The organism is Niallia sp. FSL W8-0635 (assembly GCF_038007965.1).
Lineage (GTDB): Bacteria > Bacillota > Bacilli > Bacillales > Cytobacillaceae > Niallia.
Genome location: NZ_JBBOYD010000001.1, coordinates 2600071 through 2621902 on the forward strand (window position 1 = coordinate 2600071; position 21832 = coordinate 2621902).

Consider the following 21832-nt stretch of genomic DNA (forward strand, 5'->3'; position numbering starts at 1 on the left):
TTCCGATTTTTATTTCGCTCATTTTTGAAACTCTAATTAAATATGTATGACAAGGAGAGAGGAGGAAATATTAGATTAGTTCCTCCTCTCTCTGCTTTTAGCCCACTATACTTAGAACCTTTGCATTCCCTTGTTAATTTGCCTTAAAATTATACAATGGCTTAATAATTTCTGCGATATCAATTGTATCTGCTGTGTGCTTAATAATTTCTTCCATCGGTTTATAAGCAAATGGACTTTCATCTAATGTACTATTCTTTACTGAAGTGCTCCAAACATCTTTCATCGATGTTTCAAAATCCTTTAAACTAACTGTTTTTCTCGCTTTCGTTCTCGACATCAATCTTCCTGCTCCATGTGGGGCGGATTGATTCCAGTCATCGTTGCCTTTCCCAAATGCAATAATGCTGCCATCTCTCATATTTAATGGAATGATTACTCTTTCTCCTTTTCTAGCAGAGATTGCACCTTTTCTTAATATCATATTTTCCATATCAATATAATTGTGAATAGTAGTAAATTGATCTAAAATAACCCAGTTCATCTTTGTAACTATGACATCAATCATTGCAAGACGGTTTAAATAAGCATACTTTTGAGCAATTTTCATATCGTGCATATAGTCTTTAAATCCTTGAGATTCTAAATAAGCAAGCTCTTTGTTTATTTTCGGTAGTTTCATACTATTTATACTTGATTGGATTTCAGCATGTCTTCCCTCTTCTTTCAATTTAGCAATAAGTTCTTTTTTCATCCCATCAACATTTAATAAATTATCATAAGCAAGTGTCTGGTAATATTCTGCAACTTGTGCCCCTAGGTTACGGCTGCCGCTATGTATAACAATATACACATTTCCATCAGTTGATTGATTCAACTCAATAAAATGATTTCCGCCACCTAAGGTTCCAATACTTTGTTCTGCCCTTTTTCTATTTATTGGTGCTTTCACTTCATCCAAATCTATCTCTTCATTATACGGATGTGCTTTATCACGAATAGAGAAACCGCTTGGAATGTATTTGCGAACAGCGGCATCTAATGCGTCATAATTGATTTCTTTATCCCCAGTATTCACTTTCGCCACCGCCATGCCACACCCAATATCGACCCCTACTAAATTTGGAACAATTTTATCATGGATAGTCATTGTTGTCCCAATTGTACAGCCAACGCCTGCATGGGTATCTGGCATAATGCGGATTTTGCTTTTTTGTGCAAATTCCTGATCACACAATTCTTTAATTTGTGCTTCAGCCATTTCTTCTAATTGATCAGTAAACACCTTAGCAGTATTGTATTTTCCTGTTAATTCAATCATTTGGTCACTTCCTTTTCTGATTATCTTTTTTAACTTTCATTTATCCCCATATTTATTGACGTACCTCCTTAAACTGTTATACACTAAATATAACAGATATAAATTAGATGAAAGGGGAAATAGAATGAATTCTATCTATATAGGAGTATCTCTGCAAATATTCCTTACTGTCATAGTTCCTGTTCTTTTGATGGTATATTTACAAAGAAAAAAAATGATGTCATGGAGATCCTTACTTGTTGGTATTCTTATCTTTATTGTTTTTTCACAAATTTTAGAAAAAATCGTCCATTTCCTCGTTCTTGCTCCAACTGGGACTGAATTGAGATGGAGCACCAACCCGTATATCTTTGCTCTGTATGGAGGTCTTGCAGCTGGGGTATTTGAAGAAATGGGTCGTTTTTTTGCTTTCAAAGTATTCTTAAAAAATAATCATCATTATCATGATGGGCTTTCCTACGGATTAGGTCATGGAGGAATAGAAGCAATCCTTATAGGTGGAATGTCAGCACTTAATTCTCTACTTATCTCCGCAATGATTAAAACTGGGAACTTAGAAACTATACTTGGAGCTGCTGCTACACCTGAAGAAATTACTAGCATTAAGAAACAATTTGAGGAAGCAAACGTTTGGCTTTTTGCCACAGGTGGATTAGAAAGAATTTTTGCTATTGCTCTACATCTCGCCCTTTCTATCCTCGTTCTATATGCTATTAGAAAGAATAAATTCACTTATGTTCTTTACGCTATTCTCATCCATGCGGCTATTAATTTCTTGCCAGCTCTTTATCAAGCAGGCACTTTGACAAATCTTCTTGTAATCGAGATATTCTTAGGATTTATTGCTATTCTGTCAATCGTATTCATTGTAAAAATGAAACCAAAATTTGAGAGATAGATTTTATCGCTCTCCTTTTTTATAGGAGAGCATTTTATTTACCACTGTTCCCCATCCCATTCATCCAGAATAGATACATGTTCCGTTTTCGCACCCGAATTAAAGGAACTGATATTTTCATAGTAGTTATATGGATCTACATAATTATTTTCCTTATCATAACCTTTAACGCCATAATGCAGTGCTTCTTCATTATTAAACGAAAATAAATCTTCTTCCTGTTCCTCAACCTTTATCTGTGTTGCCTTCCATATCCTCTGCCATTCATCAGAAACTTTGTATATTCCATATGGCTTAGCGCCCAAAGAAACATTGTTCTCTATTTGGATTGCTGGTTCATAAAATTCACCACCCCATCCACTTCTAAAATTTCGATGTTTAATCATATAGAATGTCAGATAATCAATATTATATTTTGTTTCAAGATTCCATAAAAAATAAGAATCAGACTGACTCCCTCCATTAATTTTCCATAGGAGAGGTTCCCCTGAAGATGTTACATAGGTTACTTCCCATTTATTATCCACCCATTCTAATAAACTATAACCATATTGATTATCACTAGAAAGATGAGGTATGAAAACATGCTTTTCATCTAGAGCAATCTGTTCGAAAATAGTATTTACGTTTACTTCTCCAGTATCTAAAATCATTTTCTTTAAGTTATTTTCATTTGGGAGAGAAGAAGGTGTGCTTTGATTTTCATTTAATGGAAGAAAAATAAATAAACATATAGTAATCATTGCTACAACCAGTAAACTCCATAGCCATTTATACTTCATCTAGTCTTTCCTCCCTTTTAAAATAGAATCAGTGGATCGAAAATAGTACTGCCCCTTTTCTGTCGAAATAAGCATGCCTTTTCCATCGGATTCAATATAAATAGTAGATTCATAGCCACTCCCCCACTTTGGACTTGCTCCCAAAAGAATATAGGGAAAACGTTCAGTTGTCTGAAATGGCATCTGTTCTTCCTCTTCCAATACTTCCTCATCTATTTCCGGGAATGATTCATCATACCAAAGTCTCGAGTCCATTTTCCTTAATTCCCATGAAGATAGACTTTCTATAAACACCTCATTATTAAGCTCTGCTTGTTTCCCAGAAGGATGAATTAATAGAATGCCAGGATCATCAAATTCAGCTAAAAAAGTTTCTACTTTATCTGGTGGATACAAAATATTCTGTAATGGAGAAATAAGCAAAGTAGTAATAAGAAAAACATAATTCCAAAAGAATCCCAGCCACGCATATGGTCGATAAACCTTCCATCTTTCTTTCTTCTTTCCAAAAACCAATATAAGTATCCATACACCAAGTGGCAAAATCGCTATTTTCAATGGTGTATCACTAGCACCAATCGGAAACTGAAAGTTAAAACAAAATAAACCTACGTAAACAACAATTGCCATTTTCCATATAACAGGTTTTTCCGTTTGTCTTCTATATATATAACACACAGCACCGATAAGTATCCCCCAACCTATAATGCTCATCATACTTGTACTTAAATGATTCGCTATCCAAAAATCAAACATATATAATCTCCAATCTTTACAAGCTTAAGATATTATCCTTATTTTAGCATGTTTGCCAAATAACAACATCAATTATAAAGAAATCAGGAATGATATTTACCTTAAAAAATAGAATTATAATAGAAGAATCCATGTCCCTATGATAAGATACGGATAGGCAAGAATCGAAAATCTAAATCAATAGTTGCGATCATCATTTAAGGAGTGCAATAAATGGAAAATTGGATTATGGAAACAATGGAAAATTTCGGATACATCGGTATTCTTTTATTAATTATGCTCGAAAATATCTTTCCACCGATTCCATCTGAAGTAATATTAACCTTCGGCGGTGCGATGACCGCAAAAACAGAGATGACAATAATAGGTGTAGTCATCGTTTCTACAATTGGATCCGTTCTAGGAGCCATCATTCTTTATTTCATTGGCTCCCTATTAGAAATCAAGAAATTAGAAAAAATAGTTGATAAATGGGGACGATTCCTCCGATTGAAAAGAGAAGATTTATTTAAGGCGGATCGTTGGTTTGAAAAGTACGGTTATTGGACGGTTTTCTTCTGCCGCTTTATTCCGCTTATTCGAAGCTTAATTTCTCTTCCGGCTGGTATGGCAAAAATGAATTTTGGAATCTTTTTATTTTTAACAACACTTGGTACTTTCGTATGGAACTTTGTGCTTATTCGAATTGGGGCAGCAGTAGGCGACTCCTGGGAAGATATCGTTCACTATATGGACATGTATTCTAATGTTGCATATACACTTATCGCTATCATTGGAATTACCTTTATCTGTAGATATATTTATAAACGAATGATAAAACAAGATTAATTAATACTACTGTTCATCTCATGGACTCTTGCCATGAGATGTTTTTCTTTAGCTTTCAAAAAAATATAGTCATCCTATTTTTTTCGAATTCGATGAAAAGAAAAGAATAATATTCCAATTATTATTATCACAAAAAGGAAACTTATTCTCATTGGATAAATCAAGATAATTCTTGCATGCTTTATAAAATCAATTAAAAAGTAAACAAATATTCCGAGAAAAAAAATCTTTACTAGTAAACTTTTATTCTTCATTTCAGCCCCCACATCTCTGTAAAGTCTTTTCCATATACCATCCTATGAAGCATACAGATTATTTAGTTATGTATTATTAAAAAGGATTTTAAATAGACTTACTAAAAGGAAATCATAAAGAAGACCGCATTTTCATTTTCACTAGTAATCAACTGCAACTAATTTAAGCTTCTTATTTAAACAGGAATGTAGAAAAAACAGAGCCTGCCTTATCCTTTTTCGCAAGACAGACCTACTATTTAAACAATGAACATTTGTAATACAACTGTCGCTCCACAAATAGGAACATCTTCTGTATTTAGGCAAATCATTCCCTTTTTCACTTCATAATTTTCCTTTGGTTGCAAGACCGCATTAATAAATAAGTTCATATAGGATACCTTTGAAGGGTCAAGAATTTTTTGTTTTCCTAATTCTTTTACACCATCATCCTCTGTAAAGATTTTCTTACTCCCATCTGCGATAGCGAAATATTCCATAACCATTATTTTCTTCGGTATGTGGACATAAACCTCTGTACAAGGTACATTGGGAAGCATCAAATAAGGCTTTGGCAATCGTTGTTTTTTTTTCATTTCCCCCACCTTTTTTATCATAATATTTATTTTATAAATAGTCTGTCAGATGGTGCACATATTGTGATTAATTCCAATATGCCTAGTCGTTTTCATTCTATTTTCATATCATGAAGTATAATGGAATAAGGTGGTGATACGATGCCTTTACAAATAATGAAGCTTGCTGTTAGTGCATCACTTTCAATCGATACTGCTCCAACAGTTGATCGTTTTTTTTATATCGTTACAGAGCCAATAACTGGAGAAGGTACAATTACGATTCCAGCCGCTGATTTTATGACAGATACTGGTGCTGATGGTGCAACATTACCAGAGCTCACTGCTGATAACAGTTATTTAAATGTGTATGTAAATGGAGTACTTCAAATGGATGATCTTATTGCTTATACACCTGGAGGTACTGATGTTGGACAATTAATTATTACCGTTCCTGGAGACTCTTCCGTTATTGCCGATACTCCTGTTGTACTAGAAATTACAAACTTTGCGCCAACCTCAGAAACAACCATTACAACTTAAGAATGCGACAGGCAGAAAAACCATAAATTTCTCTGCCTGTTTTTTTACTTGTTCATAAAATATTTAAACTAAGTTATAGTCGCTATATAGAGCAATTGAAAGAAGTTACTAGTTTCGCCGGTTCTCTTTTCAAAGCCTTATCACTATCAAAAAAGCTCCCTATTATGAATTTCCTTTAATCATTCGGATTAATAATCGCCAAAATCTGATGGTCTTTCCACTGGCCATTTATTTTCACATTACTTTTTGCTATTCCTTCTTTATGAAAGCCTGCCTTTTCTAAAACTCGAATCGATCCTATGTTATGTGGCATGACGCCTGCTTCTAAACGATGTAAATTCAGAGTGTTAAATGCATAATCAACTAATTGTTGCACAGCAATTGTCATATATCCCTTGCCATTTTGCTCTTTATCGAGTACATACCCTACGATTGCGTTATGAGCAGGTTCTCTTCTTACCATATACAGATTGACACTTCCAATTAAACTATCCGATTCCTTTAAAAAAATTCCGAAGTGATAATCGATATCTTTTTTCTCATTTTCTTTCCATGTTTTAATAAGCTCACGTTGAAAATCTAGCGTATAAAATGTTTCTTTCCTTGCAATCGAATATTTTTCAAAAAAATCTCGATTTCTTACCTCTAATTGCCAAAGTCCTTCTGCATCTCTTTCTTCAAATAATCTTATGTATATTTGTTCCGTAGTTTGTACCATTTTGTCTCTCCTCTCTCTTATTAATTTTAACCACCTTACTCCGTTAAAAACAACAGATTTTTCTGACATTAATTAATTCTTATTAACTCTTAGTTTTTTACTTACTTAATTTGGTCGCGTAAAATTTCGAATTTTATGAAATGAATTTCTACAGCTGCATCTCTATTTTTTCGAGCTGATTATTTTTCAGTCGAAAAACTCCATTTCCTTCTCGCCCGATTAACTTATTATTTAAAAAATACAATCCAGTTCCTTCGTCAATTCCAAAATTCAGGCTAGGTTGAAACAACGTGACTGCTTTTCTTAAATGGCTTTCTTCGATCCATTCGCTAAAATGAACTGCAATAACCGTATCTTTTAATAGACCTAGTCCAGCCTGATATTTAAAAACCTGATCGGCATTATCTTTAGCTGAAACGATACATTTGTCCATACAAATAAGGGAACCTGCTGAAAAACCGGCTATTGGTACTCCATCTGAAAATTGTTCCTTAAGCACCTTTGAAATAGGAGTCTTAACTATGAACTCTGCATAAAGCTCTGTATTCCCGCCACCGATGATAATTCCCGAGCTATTTCGAAGTATTCGGCTTGCCTCTTCTGCCGAAACAGTTGGTAAAGATATATAGTTAAATTCTCTTATCCCCTGTTCCATGAGTGTATTTGTATACTTAGGCATATACTCTTGCCAATTTGCTCTTTCTAAAATAAGAAGTGCTACTTTCCCACCATGTGTAGAAACCTGCTTTGCAAATTGCTTCGCCAATTTACTCGTAAATGGAGGACCACCACCAAATAAGAAAAGATGTCTATCCAAGATTATCCCCCCATAATCTATGCACTTCCTGTAGTTGATTACCACTAAAGGTTAGTTTGTAGATATCAGGCATATCTAAATTTTTCCAAAATCGAAAATCATATTCTTTAGAAAAGTAGTTCATCATTAAGACCATGATATTTCCATGGGTACCAATAACAATGTTTTTGTTTTTATATTGTTTTAATAAATAGAAGAGTGCGCGTATTCCTCTTTTTTGGGCAACGATGTTCGATTCCCCTCCGTCCCATGCAAAAGATTCATCTTTCCACACCTTTTTGATTGCTGTATCGAAATCACGCACTTCCCCCGATGATAATACTCGTTCTTTAAGCTCTTCAATAACTTCGATTTCCACTTGAAAATATGCAGCAATGCCTTCAACAGTCTGAATAGCTCTCTTATAGGGGCTTGATACAACAATATCGACTGTTTCTGTTTCCATTTTCAGGGCTACTCTCTTTGCATCTGCAAAACCTTTCTCTGATAAAGACCTGCCTATTTCATCTGTAGAATACACCGAATGAGCATGCCTTACAAAATATATCGTTGTTAAAGACTCCATTTTTTTCTCCTAATCTAGTTTCATTAAATGTCTTTCATTATTGCATATACATTAGTATCGTAAGCTTTCCCGTTCTGAACAAAATACGATTTAAGAATGCCTTCATGCTGAAAACCGAGCTTTTTAATAAGATTATTAGATGCATCATTTTCCATATATATCAATGCTCCCACGCGATTTAATTCAAGCTCTTCTAACGCATAGGAGACAACTCTTTCTACAGCTTCAGATGTGTATCCATTTCTCCAATAATCGGGATGAATTTCATATCCTATTTCAGCACGTTTATGTGTGAGGACTAAATTATTTAAACCAAGTGTACCAATTACTCGCTTACTTCCTTTCCTTTGAATTCCCCAACGAATCCCTCTATTATTTTCATAGCTGTCCGAAAAGTGACAGATTAATGTTTCCACTTGATTCATACTTGAAAATGCTTCTTGGCCATAATAGCGCATAACTTCCGGTTTAGAAAAATAAGAATATAAATCTACAGCATCTTCTTTTACTAGTTCTCTTAATATTAATCTTTCAGTCTCTAATGTTGGAAACATTTTAATCCCCTCTTCTATGTTTATCTGTTTCATTTTCAAACTGCCATTTTTTTCTTATTATAATCGATTAACATTTATTATCCTAGGGTAATTAAAAGCGAATGTTCCAATCTCCATTTTTAACCAAGAAAATAGAAGTGGCCTCAAACCTAAAAAGTAACATTCTCCTTTACTTCCATATCTAATCTCCCATCTAACGATTTCATTTTTCAGAATTATTCTTTCAATTAATTGTTACATGCTATAATTATTGATACATAGGTGTCATAAGGAGGAGTAACTTTGACAACGATTTATTTTAGCTTTCTTTCTGCCATTATCATATTAGTTGTTCTTTCACTTGTTTATTTTTGGTGGCGGACAGATAAATATGTAGAAAATCTCCAAGCAATTCGCAAGTCGTATTATGTGTTGTTCTTTCTTCTTATCTGCCTTGGCGTTTTTTCTAATCAACTGCAAATTGCTGACTGGAAAACCATTTTGTCTTTTGTTTGTGCAGCCGTCTTTCTTGATATTGCCGTTTTCCAAACTCCTGATATTCTGAAGATTTGGAACACTGAGTTCCAGCACAGCAATTATATACGAAAAACGATACGGAAAAATGAAGAAGTTTTAGGGTATAATGCAAAAAAAGTTCAAAACTTTACAGAAGTAATTTCCAAAACAGCTGATCATTTTTTAGATCGGAATCCTCCTCAGCACTGGCGTCAATATCGTGAAGAATTACGTAGCTATTTAAATCTTTACGCCGACACGTTTCAATTTCATATCGCTATTTTTCCATTTGCCATTAGTGCCAACGGAGAGGAATTAAAAGAAAATGTAGAAACTGCCTTTAATAGTGTAGAAATCTGTTATAATATTAGCTTTCTAGATAGCGAAGTGAGAGCAGGCATTATTCAAAATCTTCTAGAGGGAAAAAGTATTCCATTAAAGGAGCCAGGCACTGATTCTCATTTAGAGGAATTAACAAAAAATGTTTTTATCGTTGCATATTATGGGGAAAGCTACAATATGCTGATTGGTATCAGCTCTAAATTCGTGGAAGTTGATGGAATTGACGCTTCCCATATACTAAACCTCGCACAAATTTTCGATTGGTACATGGTTTAAGGCTCCATTTTACATGTTCTGTAGTATAATAATATATAGATAAAGGCATGAGCATTTTTCACAATCTATAGTTTTATAGTTTCATTGTTTCATAGCTTGTGCCTAAGTTAATCAAAAACACTTTTCTTAAAGGAGGAATTGATATGGCAGGCAAAAAGAAAACGACAGCTGCTTCAACTCCGACTCCATTCAATAAACCAAATAAACAGTCGAAAAAGTCAATGAATCCGAATAGGAGAAAAATGACAGTAGCAGTATCAGAAACATTTGAAGATATTCATGACATGAATAAAAAAGCATTAAACCTACTAGCAAAACGCGCCTAACTAGTTAAAGTCTCAAAAAAATGAGGAGATTTCTTTACTAAAGAATTCTAACTCTTTTTCTGAGACTCTTTTTTTTACCGTTTTAAAGGCTTGTATAAGAACACTGAAAAAATGGAAAACCTATATATAAAAAAGTTACCTGAGGCTTACTTCTATGACAATAAAAAGAAAACAAAATCTTAATCCTAATCGTAGACATATGTGTGTTCCATCTATGCATTTTTCTGTTTCCATCTACAATAAGAATGTATTAGAAATATTAGAATCGCTAGAAAAAAGAAAGAACGAAATTTAGTAACTGATTTTGATTTCAAAATAGCTGGAGATCCCTTCATTCTCTATTTTATCTTAGGCTCCTTGTCATTACTATGGGCATCTGTTTCTAAATACTTATCAATATAGGAATAAAACTTTTCCATCGTATTCTGCTCTTTTAGGATTTTCTGGAGCTTTAAAGGATCTTTAATACCCACTTTATGTTTTTTTAATAGCTGAACCAAATCAGGAAAAAGACTTATATCTTCACTTTCCAAATGTAAACTAGAATGATCTTTTAAGTGGATGATAATATTTAAATGTAAGGATGATCCTAAAAGATATAAAAAAACAGTCGGAACTCGTTGTACGTTAAACTCCACTGATATAATTTCTTTATATCGAACTGTTCGTATACTTTTTTTCTTCTTTTTTCTAAATAACCCACAAGGTGTAAAAAGAATACCTAAATCACTAAAGCTTGTATAACATATAGGATAAAGCTTACTTGCATAATGAGGATATTTTTTTCCGTATACCTCTATAATAACTGGTAAGACTCTGTTCTTTCCATGTGATACAAACTCACTCCACTTCATTTTCCGCTCCCTCCTACTTAAATAGCTACTTTATTCAACCCCTTTTGCCATATGCTCTCAAATAATCCGCTCTTTGTTTATTACCTTCAGTCTATTCAAGAATAAAGGAAATATTGCCAAATGATTTTTCATTCGTTCCAAGTAATGTATTTAACATAGTATATTCATCGTTATTGAAATGGTTATAAAAGATGATGATAATACATATTCATTCGATATATTAACGCAAATTTCCTGTATTTCTCCTGAAAAAACATCAATTTTCTACAACTATTTTATTTGATTTAGAGAAGCTTGCTTATTGCAAAACGGAGAAATGGGGAAACACGATGAATCATATTGATCTATCATTGAGAAACATGGCGAGAAGCTCATAAATCCCTAGGTGCACAGAGCTATATAGCTATATTGGTAAAAATCACCGTTTCCAATATAGCGAAACTAAGCATAAATGGTGGTTTTCCTTCCTCCCCACTTATGCTTAGTTAAAACATTCAGACCTTTCTGGATAGATGATTGCTCACCGTATATCCCTCGCAATTTCCTCTTCCCATAATCCTAGAAAAGGGAATATAAATGCCTTCATGCAGTTATCCATTTTTCACACCATTTAGCAGAATATTTAATTCCTCTTCGATTAAACCTAAATCCAGTCTTTCAAAGAGTGGAGTGACATATAGGATTTCAGAGGGTAGTGTGTGTTGTTCCTTCCATTCTATTTTCGAAATGCCCAGCATGTCTCTAATTTTTTTGGTTGAAAAAGGAACAAATGGCTCAAGAAGCTGTGCTAAATTTATAATAATATACGTACAATTAGCTAAAGTAATCTCTCCTTCTTCCTTATTTGCCTTCACCTGTTCCCAAGGTTTTTGTTGGTCGCAATAACGATTCCCATAACGAATATAAGAAAAAATTTCTTCTAACGCCTTTTTTCCACTTCCTTTTTCAATCCATTCTCCTGACTTTTCATAAACCGCTTCTGTAACGGCAACAATACTTTTCGAAATCGGCTTCTCAGGAATCTTGCTATTCATTGCTTTTTGAATGAATTTCAAGGTTCTATTTACAAAGTTCCCGTAAGCTCCTAATAGTTCACTATTATGACTGTAGATAAATTCCCGCCAAGAAAAGTCCGTATCTCTTGCTTCCGGAGCATTAATTGTTAAAAAATAGCGAATGGAATCAGGATCGTATTTTTGTAAAATATATGGAACCCAGACTGCCCAATTTTGGCTAGTGGATAATTTCCTTTTTTCTAATGTTAAATATTCACTAGAAATGATATGGGTTGGTAAGGATTTTTTGCCCAAACCGAGCAAAATACTCGGCCAAATAACGGAGTGGAAGGGAATATTATCTTTTCCGTGCACATAATAGGAAATCGTCTCTTCCTTCCAATAATCTTCAACATTTATGCCTTTTCTTTTGCATGCTTCCATACTAGCCGTTAAGTAGCCTGATACAGCTTCAATCCAAACATAAATTTTCTTCCCATCATAGCCTTCTAATGGAACATCAATTCCATTTGGTAAATCTCTAGTTACTGCTCTGTCTGGAAGTCCTTCCTGTAAGTAGCGCTTTGTCAAAGCAAGAGCATTTTCACGCCAAAGCTGTTTTTCTACAGCTTCTTTTAAGTATGTTTCCATTTCTTGCTGAAACTTGCTAAAAGCAAAATAGAAATGCTCTGTTTTCTGAATGACTGGTGTATCTCCACAAATTTTACATCGTTTCTCTTCTAGCTCTAAGGGGTCTAAAATAGCAGAGCAGTGATCACATTGATCCCCTCTAGCTTTTTGTTTGCAGTGGGGACAAATGCCTTCTACAAAGCGATCAGGTAAAAATTGTTTGTCTTTTTGACAATAGGCCTGCTCAACCGTTTTTTTATATAAAAAATTATTCTTTAATAAAGTAAGAAATATCTTTTGCACCGATTGATGATGATGCCAAGCATCTGTTCTTGTATAAAAATCAAAAGAAAAGCCTAACTGGGAAAAGCATTGGTAAAATTCATGGTGGTATCGATCGGCAATTTCCTCAACAGTGGTATGCTCCTGCTGTGCTCGAATAGAGATTGGTGTCCCATTACAATCACTTCCTGAAACATAAAGAACCTTTTCTCCCTTTTGGCGAAAATACCGTGCCAAAATATCTCCTGGTAATAATGCTGCCACATGTCCTAAATGCAAGGATCCATTTGCATATGGCCAAGCTCCCCCGATAAATATTGTCATCATTTATTCCTCCCTAATCAATATGTCCTATTTATCTTGCTTATTTGAAGTTATCTATCCCTCTAACTCACACTCTTACCCAATAAAAAGCCCCCCATCACTTGAAAAAAAGCATAAAAAAACGCCCTAATCTAAAAAGATTAGGACGAGTTCACCCGTGGTACCACCTAGCTTCACAAATAATTTGCACTATTTGCCTCCAATCAGTACGTCTTTTTATAAAGAGATACTGCTGCTGTTATAACGAGTGCCTGTCTCGTCGTAGTCTACTCACACTTAGTTTTCGGTACGAAGCTCAAAGGTCATTTTCAATAAGGTTCATTTACCTCCTTTCCACCATCGGAAGCTCTCTATAAAACACTGCCTTATTTACTTTTCCTTATCAACGCCATAATTTTTATTAAGGTTTATTGTAGATATTTCTGCGTTAATTGTCAATATCTTTCGAATCCACATATACATTTAAGGCATAAACTCAAATGATAGCGCCTACATAAACATGCAGGTCATTCGGAACTAATATTGTTTGGTCCTTACTATACTTTTCAAAAAGAAACCCTAGTTCATCAACAAATTCATCATAAAAAATATCCTCTTTTTTTGGTGCATAGGAAGCAGAAAGATTTCTACCGATAAAATGTTCTTTATCCATTTTTAATGGATTGGAAACAGCATAATGTTCATATCCATTGCTGAAAAATTGATGCAAATCTAATCGCTCAATATTAATACCACCACTAAATCCTTGGAAATTCGGACAATATTTTTTCGATATCTTTGCCGTTTCCTTATTTAAGTTACTCGAATGATCACGACTATTCCATATAAGCATGACAAGACCATTTTTCTTCAAAATACGTTGGCATTCTTTTTTAAAAGCAACAGCATCAAACCAATGAAATGCTTGGGCAACGGTAACTATATCTACACTCTTATCACCAACCCCACTATTTTCGGCTGATCCGTTTAAACAGGTAACTTGTTTAAAATCTTCCATTCTTTCTTTAAGAATGGCTCTCATTTCGTCATTTGGCTCTATCGCTATAATATCTGTTCCAATACTGGCAATTAATTCTGTAAAAATCCCCGTACCAGCACCAATGTCGGCAATGACGAAATTATCATTTCCACTGATATACTTTGTAAAAAGCTCAATAAAGAACCTTTTTGGATAACCTGGACGATAACGATCATATAACGAGGACTTCCCTGTGAATTTCGCTTTTGAATTCATATTATTCCCCCTTTTCAACCAATTCTTTCCTTCCCCCATAATCTTTTTATCTTATTCCCACCATACTAAATAAATATTCCACAAAGAACATTACATTCCTTCTATATTTTTAAAGAGAAAGTCCCGCAAATGTTTTTATTTGAGCGGGACTGGTTCCATTTACATTAAGCTTTTACAACATAACTCGCGATAGCTTTTTGTACGTCATATATGCTACTGTCTTTTTTGAATTGTTTGGATATAGCTGGCAATTCTGCACCCGAAATCCAAATTTTTAATTCCGCATCTAAATCAAAATGACCGGCAGTTTTCGATACTAAAACGAGAGATACTTTTATAAGGAACTGACAAGTACTCGACTTTTTTACCTGTTAAACCTTGTTTATCAATGAGGATTAATCGCATGTCTGTAAATACTATTAAATCTCTAATTAATTTAAATGCAAGCTCAATCTTTTCACTTTCTCCAATTATCTTACTTAATTCCTTTTCTATGTCTTTCACATCTGCGGCACTAGCATTTCCCATTAAACCATTTAAAAAGCCCATATAATCAACCTCCATTTTCTTATATTTATATACTGATTGATAGCTTTAAAAGTTTCGTTTTTTTCTCTTTGCTAACAGATTGTATCTTCTATAGAAAAACCCTTAGCAACAATTTTATCAAAATAGCCATTGCTTTTTATCAAATCTACTTTTATTTTCCTCTATCTTCAATCTCTTTGCAAATTTAAAAAAGTATTGAAAATTATCTTGCTTTACCTTTATACCTGTAATAAAATTATTACATATGAAAAACATAAATAACGGTGATCAATTACTCCTTATCCTAGAAGCATTGTCTAACCCCTATCGATTAAAAATTATTGCAATACTGCAAAAAGAAAAAAAATATGTCAGCCTGTTAGCTCGAGAGCTCGGAATTAGTAGACCATTGTTATATTTACATCTTCAAAAATTAGAAAACGCAGAAATAATTAAGGGATACCATGAAATCTCTGAAGATGGAAAGGCAATGAAATATTATGAATTGATTCCCTTTTATCTTCCATTATCAGAAGAATTCATTACAGATTTGGCTGAAAGTATATCCATAAAGAAAAGAAAGGAGTAACAAAATAACCATTTTTAGGAGGAAAAAAAATGCAATTATTCAGTTTTATCAATTTACTCATCTTTATTCTTCCCGTTCTTATAATCCTTGGGTTTCTATTCTATTTAGCTAGATACTTGAAAAGAGCGGAATCACGAGCAGATGAAAAGCTTATTATCGAGAAAGAAAATGTTGAGTATCAAAAAGAACAAATAACTGCCCTCAGCAAAATAAAAGAAAGAATTGTCGACATTGAAAAAATGTTAGATGAGACAAATTAAAAGGAGAAAATTATGAACGTAGCCATTATGGTTTTGCCAACTTTATTCCTTTATATTTTCATTCCTATATTTATTATTTTTATCATCGTACGCTTTCTAAAACGAAAAGAGGCTAGAGCCATCGAAAGGTTAAAGGTGGAAAAAAACAGCCTATCTATTCATAAGCAGCAAATGTCCATGCTAAATGACTTAAATAACCATCTTAAATCCATTGAAAAAATGCTAAAGGATGTAGAATAATCTACTTCCTTTAGCATTTTTCCATTTATCACCATACATATCCATTCTATTTAAGAAAAAAATACTACTAAAACTAGGAAAGAATGGAGATTTATATGAAAAAGCAAACAAAATTTCTAATACAATTGATGATTATCCTGCATATTCTTTTTCTTACAATACAACCAATCCCAACTTTTGCGATAAAAACACCCAATGTCGTGAAGACAAAACAATATAAAAATATAGAGCAGCTTAAATATCCAACACTGATAAGCGCTCCTAATAACAATGCTCAAAATAAAGTAAATAAAATACTATTGCGACATATAAAAGATTCTTTTAACCGATACTCAAAATTGATGAAAGAAATGGAAAAGATTAAAGGAGATCCCGTTTGTAAAGAATCACCTTCTGTCTGTCATTACGAATACATGACCAGCTATCAGCTCAAATACAATCAAAATAATAAATTGAGTATTTTATTTAATGATTATCAATTTACCGGCGGGGCACACGGCAACACGGTTATTACTACTTATAATTTTGACCTCAAATCTGGTAATGAATTAACGTTAGATACCTTTCTTCCCTCAGAAAGAGAGTATGAAAAGGTAACAAATTATGCTTTAGCGTATATGAAAAAACATCCAGAAATTTTCTATACCGATCCATCTGAATTTACAGATTTTAAAGTAACAAATGAAACGAACTTCTTCTTATCTGATAATGGAATAGAGTTAATTTTCCAACAATATGAAGTTGGACCATACGTATCTGGTAATCCAACTATATTGATTCCATTATCTGTATTACAAAAAAAATAAAAGTAAAAGGGAAGAACTTTGTTAGTCATCCCATAGCGGCGATGACTCAACTTTTAGTTCCTCCCTATTTTCCATTTACTCTTTTCTTTGCTTTTCAATCTCTGCTTTTAATCTGCCTTCTGGAGCAAAATCTGCTTCCCAATTTGGCGGCTTAATAATCTTGCCATCTTCTTCTCTAAATCTTGGTTTACCATCTTCAAATAGCTTTCCCATATTTGCTTCTTGTACTATTTGAAAAAGTGAAAATGGTTCAACGCCAGCAATAACAAAGCTTCCTTGGTTAAAATACTCTACATCCGTTAAAGCATCCATCTGTGCTACTAATTTATCTTCAACTGGTTTTTTTTGAGTAAGAATTTTATCAGCTGCTTTATTTAAACCTGTTAAAAACTGGTCATATAATGCTTGGAATTTACTTTCATCCCCCTCAGCCGTTGCATATAAAAATTCAACTAATTCTTCCCCTGTCCAAACTGCGCGATTAACTGCTGTTTTTTCCTCAATAGCCGTCGGTTCTGTTGCCACTTCATGTCCAAATGCTTCATGAAATTTTTTTACCATATGATACATTCTGTTATTATCCATAATTACTCCTTTTCAAAATAAACCTAAATTTTATAAAGAAAACTTCCAATCAGTAGGTGGATTTTCTCATCCACCATTTAGCTTCCTTGCTTTTTTTGGAGCTAGTACTGTGGAGTCTTACTATCTGTTATATGTGGGATAAAGACTATTTTACCATTAGTTGTTCATTTTGTAGCTTTTTTCTTATCATTATAAGAGAATCGCTCTCTAACTACTATCGTCAAAAAGCTTTTTATTCTTTCTTCTAATCTTTTATATAACACCTTTTAATTACGTTTAAATCAAGCTTTTTCAAATAGTGTAAAAACACTAATTTACTACTGTTTGATAGCCTGTTATAATACTAGAGGGAAAGAGGTGTATAATCAATGGAGATATTTAGTATTCAAGAATTAGAAAAAGTAATACGTCATGTCGAAATTGAAGGACAAGGGGGAATTTTTCAAGAAGAAACTGGTAAACAACCAAAAGATCACCCGAAGGAATTCCTTGATCGTATCGTTAATTATATTACTGATAATCAACTAATAAAGAAAATACAAAAATTAACGGATGATGAAGCATTACACTTATTTGTGAAATCAGTATACGTAGTCTGTATAAAGGATTTACATAATTCTGATGATATTAAGGAAGAAGCTCTTGTACAAAAAGTTTTTTCTGATTATTTAAAAGAAACATCTATGGCTCAATAAAATAGAAGAACGCTTTTGTGACATAACAAAGACTAGGATGTGTCTCACCCTAGTCTATTATTTTTGTTCATTTTGTTTTTGTGATTTTGAACGATAAATATTACTATATATTACTTCTGTCGGATTTTTTTTGTACAAATTTTCATACTTTTTGTGTGCGAATAAATTATCCTTCCAGCTATGCGTATAGATTTTCTTGTCTTTTAACTCGTGAAAAATGCTCATGATGTTCACACCTTTCTTAAGTTGATAATCTACTTATACCCCCTCACTTTCTCGGTTAAACCTAAAAAATTTATCCCATATAAAAAACAACTGCCTATAGATATCATTACTTTAAAGCTCTTATGATGATTCTCGCAGCATCTGCAATTATGGCATCTGTAAAATTTGCATCTCTTGTATTTTTGGTGGATAAAATGGCGATAACAATAGGTTCACCTACTGTCGGCCAAACAATAGCTAAGTCATTTCTAGTTCCAAAGCTTCCAGCTCCGCTTTTATCTCCTATATCCCAGTCTTTAGGTAATCCAGCGCGGATTAAATTATCACCAGTCGTGTTCTCACGCAGCCAACCATTTAAGAGTTCCTGATTTTTAACTGGAAGCAAATCTGTAGTCGAATAGGCTTGGAGACTTGTTGCGAGTGCTCTTGGAGTACTCGTGTCACGAATGTCTCCTTGTATCGCGTCGTTTAATTCCGGCTCGTAACGGCTAGATATTGTCACACTATCTCCAATCTGTCTTAGTGCCATTTCAAATCCTGACGGTCCTCCCAACTTTTTCAAAAGGATATTCCCAGCTGTATTGTCACTATAACGAATGGCAGCATCTGCAATGTCTTTAAGAGCCATCCCTTTTTCTATATGCTGCTCTGTGATTGGCGAATAGGGAACCAAGTCTTTCTTTTTAAATGAAATGATTTCATCAAGCTCATTTATCGATTTCTGCTGAAGCAAAGCACCTACAGCTAGTGCCTTATATGTTGAAGCGAAAGGAAATCTTTCATCCCCTCGAAAATTGACTGTCTTTTTAGATCCAGTATCGATTGCATAGATTCCCAGTCTGGCATTGAACTTCCTCTCAAGGTTGAAAAAATCATCATTCATACAAAAGTCATCTCCCTCTTTATCTCCAGCATGGATTTAAGTGCTTTTTCTTAATAATGTATAATTCTATAGTTGTACTTCGTCCTCAATTTGCGTAAAATAGGTAATTATTAATACATTTTATTTAAAGGATAGGAAGTTTATTATGACTAAATTCGGTTGGTTTTTAACGTTGATTGGATTTCTTTCAATTTTAAGTAGTGTTTTATACCCTTTTGATGTAATTGGTAAGCAAACCGTATTAATTCTTCTTTTTGGAGGAGCTGGTACTATGTTTGTCGGTTCGATGATTAGAAATTTATCTTTACTAAAGAAAATACCGAAATAACTATATGGAATAATGGTCGGAAGGCTGTCTCAAAAAAGAGACAGCCCTTTTCCGTCATAGAAGGAGGAGTAAAATTGGAGATAAGACAGCTACACTATTTTGTAGAAGTTGTGAAACAAAAGAATATGACAAAAGCATCTGATAAGCTTCATATTTCACAGCCCGCATTAAGTAAAGCAATTAAAAGCCTAGAAGCTGAAATTGGTTTAACTTTAATTCATCGTTCTAATAAAACACATGAGTTAACAGATGCTGGTTCCGTTGTTTTTGAATATGCCCAAAAAATTCTTGCTCAAGTAGAAGAAATGTCTTCTACGCTACACGATATGACTAATTTAACAAGAGGAAATATTAATATTGGTCTTCCTCCTATTATTGGGAGTTTATTCTTCCCTAAAATAATTGCTGCTTTTCATAAAGCTTATCCAAATATCCAAATTAATATAAAAGAATATGGGGCTGCCAAAGTTGTGAAAAGTGTAGAGGAAGGAGAATTTGAAATGGGTGTAGCAGTTCTTCCGTTAACAGATGAAGCATTTCATGTGTTTCCACTCGTAAAGGAAGAATTAAAATTAATTGTTCCAGAATCTCACCGTTTTGCGACGAGAGATAAGGTACAGATGAAGGAATTAAAAGAAGAAGAGTTTATTTTTTACAGCGAGGAATTTGCTTTATATGAAATTATGAGGAAAAAATTCATTCAAGAAGGATTTGAGCCAAATATTATCTTCAAGAGTTCTCAGTGGGACTTTATGGTCGAAATTGTCGCAGCAAATTTAGGGATTTCCATATTGCCAGAATCGATATGTAATCGTGCAAATAATAATCAAGTTCGTTTTATTGATTTAGAGCCTGTGACGAATTGGGAGTTAGTCATTATAACAAAAAAAGATCGATATTTATCTGTAGCTAGTAGAAGATTCATTGATTTTGTTTTAAACAACGAATAATGCATCTAATCTTCAAGTAAATCCGCTCAATATAACTTTTAGTTATATTAACTATAATAACTATGTATTTTACGAATAGCCAATAGAAGCGTATGATATTCATATACCAAGGAGATGGAAGGTTTCGTTCCATCAAATGAATATCAGAAGGTGATCTCATTGAAGAAAATATTGATAATCGCTGGTCAAATCTTATTCCTTCATGTTTTTCTTTTTATCGGAATGGGAATCAAAATGATCATAACTATACCAATTCCAGCTTCAATGATTGGATTAATAGTTCTATTTATTACATTAAAGCTTAAAATAGTAAAAATTGAATGGGTTGAAAAAGGAGCTACTTGGCTACTTGCTGAATTATTGTTATTTTTTATTCCATCAGCTGTCGGCATTGTAAATTACAACGAAATATTAAATCTTAAAGGAATTGAAACAGTATTACTAATCGCAATAAGTACTTTTATCGTAATGGGGGCTACAGGCTTTACTGCTGAAAAAATCTATAATAGAAAGAGACGTCTTAGTAAATGAAAATTATCATCCTTACCATTATAACTTATATGCTTTATCGCATAGCTAAAGCATGCTATAAAAAATGGAATATCCCGTTATTTCATCCGTTGTTAATTACCCCTATACTCCTTATTGCATTTATTAGTATCTTTCGTATTCCAGCAACGACGTATATGGAATCAGCACAGCCATTAACACATTTATTAGGACCTGCAACAATCGCTTTTGCCGTTCCGATTTACAAAAACTTTCATTTATTAAAGAAATATTTTACGATTATTATGATTAGTGTTACAACAGGTACATTAGTCGCCATTTTTTCTTCTTATTTATTATCAATTTTGATCCATTTAAACAATGACTTTATTATGAGTATCTTGCCACGCTCGATAACCACTCCTATTGCAATAGTCGTTTCTGAGGAAATTGGTGGTCTTCCTACTTTAACAACGATATTTGTGATTATTACCGGTGTTCTAGGAGGAATCATTGGACCTTATACGATAAAATGGTTGTCTCTTCACTCTCCCATTGCAAAAGGCTTAGCACTCGGAATGGGAGCGCATGGCGTCGGCACATCCAAAGCAATGGAATTCGGTGAGCAAGAAGCAACCTTTTCTACACTTGCGATGATTATAGCAGCATGGATTACGGTTTTATGGGGAACGTCTTTAATTCCTTTGATGCTTAGCTTTACCGCATGACAGAACACATATCCTATCATGCAGTAATTTATTGCAGAAGAAATGTCCCTTAATTGACATTTCTTCTTTTTTATTTTAAAAATTGACAAAAAAATAGGACTTCTCCACAGTGGATCAGACCATACAAGATTCACCAATCGATTACTCCATCGATGGACAAATCTTGTGAGGTCAATCC

At 33.6% G+C, this 21832-nt stretch carries 28 protein-coding genes, 1 pseudogene and 1 other annotated feature; of the genes and pseudogenes, 14 read left to right on the top strand and 15 right to left on the bottom strand.

All coding sequences use genetic code 11. The features are described from left to right. Positions 1-133: 133 nt before the first annotated feature. A complete protein-coding gene (locus NYE52_RS12475; protein ID WP_031535871.1) occupies positions 134-1321 on the bottom strand; it encodes an RtcB family protein in 1188 nt (395 codons plus the stop codon). Between the two features lie 124 nt (positions 1322-1445). On the opposite strand from NYE52_RS12475, the gene NYE52_RS12480 reads away from it, so the two are divergent. Next, entirely contained in the window at positions 1446-2219 is a 774-nt protein-coding gene (locus tag NYE52_RS12480; protein ID WP_341193362.1) for a YhfC family intramembrane metalloprotease, read from the top strand. Positions 2220-2257: 38 nt separating this feature from the next. Here the strand turns inward: NYE52_RS12480 and NYE52_RS12485 are convergent, their stop codons facing one another. Beyond that, a complete protein-coding gene (locus tag NYE52_RS12485) occupies positions 2258-3001 on the bottom strand; it encodes a hypothetical protein (RefSeq protein ID WP_341193363.1) in 744 nt (247 codons plus the stop codon). After that, entirely contained in the window at positions 3002-3757 is a 756-nt protein-coding gene (locus tag NYE52_RS12490) for a hypothetical protein (protein WP_341193364.1), read from the bottom strand. 213 nt (positions 3758-3970) lie between these two features. Here NYE52_RS12490 and NYE52_RS12495 point away from each other — a divergent pair, with 213 nt between their 5' ends. Then, positions 3971-4585: a DedA family protein gene (locus tag NYE52_RS12495; protein WP_341193365.1), complete on the top strand. Its 615-nt coding sequence runs from the start codon at positions 3971-3973 to the stop codon at positions 4583-4585. 493 nt (positions 4586-5078) lie between these two features. Here the strand turns inward: NYE52_RS12495 and NYE52_RS12500 are convergent, their stop codons facing one another. Continuing rightward, positions 5079-5414 carry a DUF4183 domain-containing protein gene (locus tag NYE52_RS12500; protein ID WP_341193366.1) on the bottom strand — a complete coding sequence of 112 codons (336 nt, stop codon included), beginning with the start codon at positions 5412-5414 and terminating at the stop codon, positions 5079-5081. A gap of 141 nt (positions 5415-5555) precedes the next feature. On the opposite strand from NYE52_RS12500, the gene NYE52_RS12505 reads away from it, so the two are divergent. Beyond that, positions 5556-5936: a DUF4183 domain-containing protein gene (locus tag NYE52_RS12505; RefSeq protein ID WP_341193367.1), complete on the top strand. Its 381-nt coding sequence runs from the start codon at positions 5556-5558 to the stop codon at positions 5934-5936. A 175-nt stretch (positions 5937-6111) separates the two neighbouring features. On the opposite strand, the gene NYE52_RS12510 is transcribed toward NYE52_RS12505, so the two are convergent. From NYE52_RS12510 to NYE52_RS12525, 4 genes are all read right to left on the bottom strand, one after another. Beyond that, positions 6112-6654 carry a GNAT family N-acetyltransferase gene (locus tag NYE52_RS12510; RefSeq protein ID WP_341193368.1) on the bottom strand — a complete coding sequence of 181 codons (543 nt, stop codon included), beginning with the start codon at positions 6652-6654 and terminating at the stop codon, positions 6112-6114. 148 nt (positions 6655-6802) lie between these two features. Continuing rightward, positions 6803-7471, bottom strand: coding sequence for a Type 1 glutamine amidotransferase-like domain-containing protein (locus NYE52_RS12515; RefSeq protein WP_341193369.1), 669 nt, complete (start codon positions 7469-7471; stop codon positions 6803-6805). Continuing rightward, positions 7464-8036: a histidine phosphatase family protein gene (locus NYE52_RS12520; RefSeq protein ID WP_341193370.1), complete on the bottom strand. Its 573-nt coding sequence runs from the start codon at positions 8034-8036 to the stop codon at positions 7464-7466. The genes NYE52_RS12515 and NYE52_RS12520 overlap by 8 nt, the downstream gene beginning before the upstream one ends. Positions 8037-8059: 23 nt before the next feature. Further along, positions 8060-8590 (bottom strand): GNAT family N-acetyltransferase, encoded by a 531-nt coding sequence (locus NYE52_RS12525; protein ID WP_341193371.1) that lies wholly within the window; start codon positions 8588-8590, stop codon positions 8060-8062. Positions 8591-8872: 282 nt separating this feature from the next. On the opposite strand from NYE52_RS12525, the gene NYE52_RS12530 reads away from it, so the two are divergent. Next, positions 8873-9703, top strand: a complete 831-nt coding sequence (locus tag NYE52_RS12530) for a type II toxin-antitoxin system SpoIISA family toxin (RefSeq protein ID WP_341193372.1) — start codon at positions 8873-8875, stop codon at positions 9701-9703. Between the two features lie 143 nt (positions 9704-9846). After that, on the top strand, positions 9847-10029 hold the full coding sequence (locus NYE52_RS12535) for a hypothetical protein (protein ID WP_312094294.1): 183 nt from the start codon (positions 9847-9849) through the stop codon (positions 10027-10029). A gap of 338 nt (positions 10030-10367) precedes the next feature. Here the strand turns inward: NYE52_RS12535 and NYE52_RS12540 are convergent, their stop codons facing one another. From NYE52_RS12540 to NYE52_RS12555, 4 genes and pseudogenes are all read right to left on the bottom strand, one after another. Further along, a complete protein-coding gene (locus NYE52_RS12540; protein WP_341193373.1) occupies positions 10368-10883 on the bottom strand; it encodes a hypothetical protein in 516 nt (171 codons plus the stop codon). Positions 10884-11473: 590 nt separating this feature from the next. Further along, positions 11474-13114, bottom strand: coding sequence for a methionine--tRNA ligase (gene metG / locus NYE52_RS12545; RefSeq protein ID WP_341195182.1), 1641 nt, complete (start codon positions 13112-13114; stop codon positions 11474-11476). Positions 13115-13252: 138 nt separating this feature from the next. Continuing rightward, positions 13253-13509, bottom strand: a binding site (T-box leader). Positions 13510-13589: 80 nt separating this feature from the next. Beyond that, positions 13590-14348: a class I SAM-dependent methyltransferase gene (locus tag NYE52_RS12550; protein ID WP_341193374.1), complete on the bottom strand. Its 759-nt coding sequence runs from the start codon at positions 14346-14348 to the stop codon at positions 13590-13592. 164 nt (positions 14349-14512) lie between these two features. After that, positions 14513-14897: pseudogene (locus NYE52_RS12555) on the bottom strand (PH domain-containing protein). A 244-nt stretch (positions 14898-15141) separates the two neighbouring features. Here NYE52_RS12555 and NYE52_RS12560 point away from each other — a divergent pair. The 4 genes from NYE52_RS12560 (at position 15142) to NYE52_RS12575 (ending at position 16771) form a co-directional block, all read left to right on the top strand. Next, complete coding sequence (locus NYE52_RS12560) at positions 15142-15465, top strand: ArsR/SmtB family transcription factor (RefSeq protein WP_341193375.1); 324 nt, start codon at positions 15142-15144, stop codon at positions 15463-15465. Positions 15466-15494: 29 nt separating this feature from the next. Then, positions 15495-15725, top strand: a complete 231-nt coding sequence (locus NYE52_RS12565) for a hypothetical protein (protein WP_341193376.1) — start codon at positions 15495-15497, stop codon at positions 15723-15725. 12 nt (positions 15726-15737) lie between these two features. After that, entirely contained in the window at positions 15738-15965 is a 228-nt protein-coding gene (locus NYE52_RS12570; protein ID WP_341193377.1) for a hypothetical protein, read from the top strand. A gap of 95 nt (positions 15966-16060) precedes the next feature. Then, positions 16061-16771 carry a DUF3298 and DUF4163 domain-containing protein gene (locus tag NYE52_RS12575; protein WP_341193378.1) on the top strand — a complete coding sequence of 237 codons (711 nt, stop codon included), beginning with the start codon at positions 16061-16063 and terminating at the stop codon, positions 16769-16771. A 75-nt stretch (positions 16772-16846) separates the two neighbouring features. Here NYE52_RS12575 and NYE52_RS12580 read toward each other — a convergent pair whose 3' ends face one another. Beyond that, the gene (locus NYE52_RS12580; RefSeq protein ID WP_341193379.1) at positions 16847-17356 is read right to left on the bottom strand and encodes an HAD family hydrolase; all 510 of its coding nucleotides are present in this window, start codon (positions 17354-17356) and stop codon (positions 16847-16849) included. 368 nt (positions 17357-17724) lie between these two features. On the opposite strand from NYE52_RS12580, the gene NYE52_RS12585 reads away from it, so the two are divergent. After that, the gene (locus NYE52_RS12585) at positions 17725-18051 is read left to right on the top strand and encodes a hypothetical protein (protein WP_341193380.1); all 327 of its coding nucleotides are present in this window, start codon (positions 17725-17727) and stop codon (positions 18049-18051) included. Between the two features lie 57 nt (positions 18052-18108). Here NYE52_RS12585 and NYE52_RS12590 read toward each other — a convergent pair whose 3' ends face one another. Both NYE52_RS12590 and bla read right to left on the bottom strand, forming a co-directional pair. Further along, positions 18109-18276 (bottom strand): hypothetical protein, encoded by a 168-nt coding sequence (locus NYE52_RS12590; protein ID WP_341193381.1) that lies wholly within the window; start codon positions 18274-18276, stop codon positions 18109-18111. Positions 18277-18382: 106 nt separating this feature from the next. Beyond that, positions 18383-19159: a class A beta-lactamase gene (gene bla, locus NYE52_RS12595; RefSeq protein ID WP_341193382.1), complete on the bottom strand. Its 777-nt coding sequence runs from the start codon at positions 19157-19159 to the stop codon at positions 18383-18385. Between the two features lie 145 nt (positions 19160-19304). Between bla and NYE52_RS12600 the strand changes: the two genes are divergently transcribed. From NYE52_RS12600 to NYE52_RS12615, 4 genes are all read left to right on the top strand, one after another. Next, positions 19305-19487, top strand: coding sequence for a hypothetical protein (locus NYE52_RS12600; protein WP_341193383.1), 183 nt, complete (start codon positions 19305-19307; stop codon positions 19485-19487). Between the two features lie 74 nt (positions 19488-19561). Beyond that, the gene (locus NYE52_RS12605; RefSeq protein ID WP_341193384.1) at positions 19562-20437 is read left to right on the top strand and encodes a LysR family transcriptional regulator; all 876 of its coding nucleotides are present in this window, start codon (positions 19562-19564) and stop codon (positions 20435-20437) included. Between the two features lie 150 nt (positions 20438-20587). After that, positions 20588-20968, top strand: coding sequence for a CidA/LrgA family protein (locus NYE52_RS12610; protein ID WP_341193385.1), 381 nt, complete (start codon positions 20588-20590; stop codon positions 20966-20968). Further along, on the top strand, positions 20965-21654 hold the full coding sequence (locus NYE52_RS12615; protein WP_341193386.1) for an LrgB family protein: 690 nt from the start codon (positions 20965-20967) through the stop codon (positions 21652-21654). The genes NYE52_RS12610 and NYE52_RS12615 overlap by 4 nt, the downstream gene beginning before the upstream one ends. Positions 21655-21832: the final 178 nt, after the last annotated feature.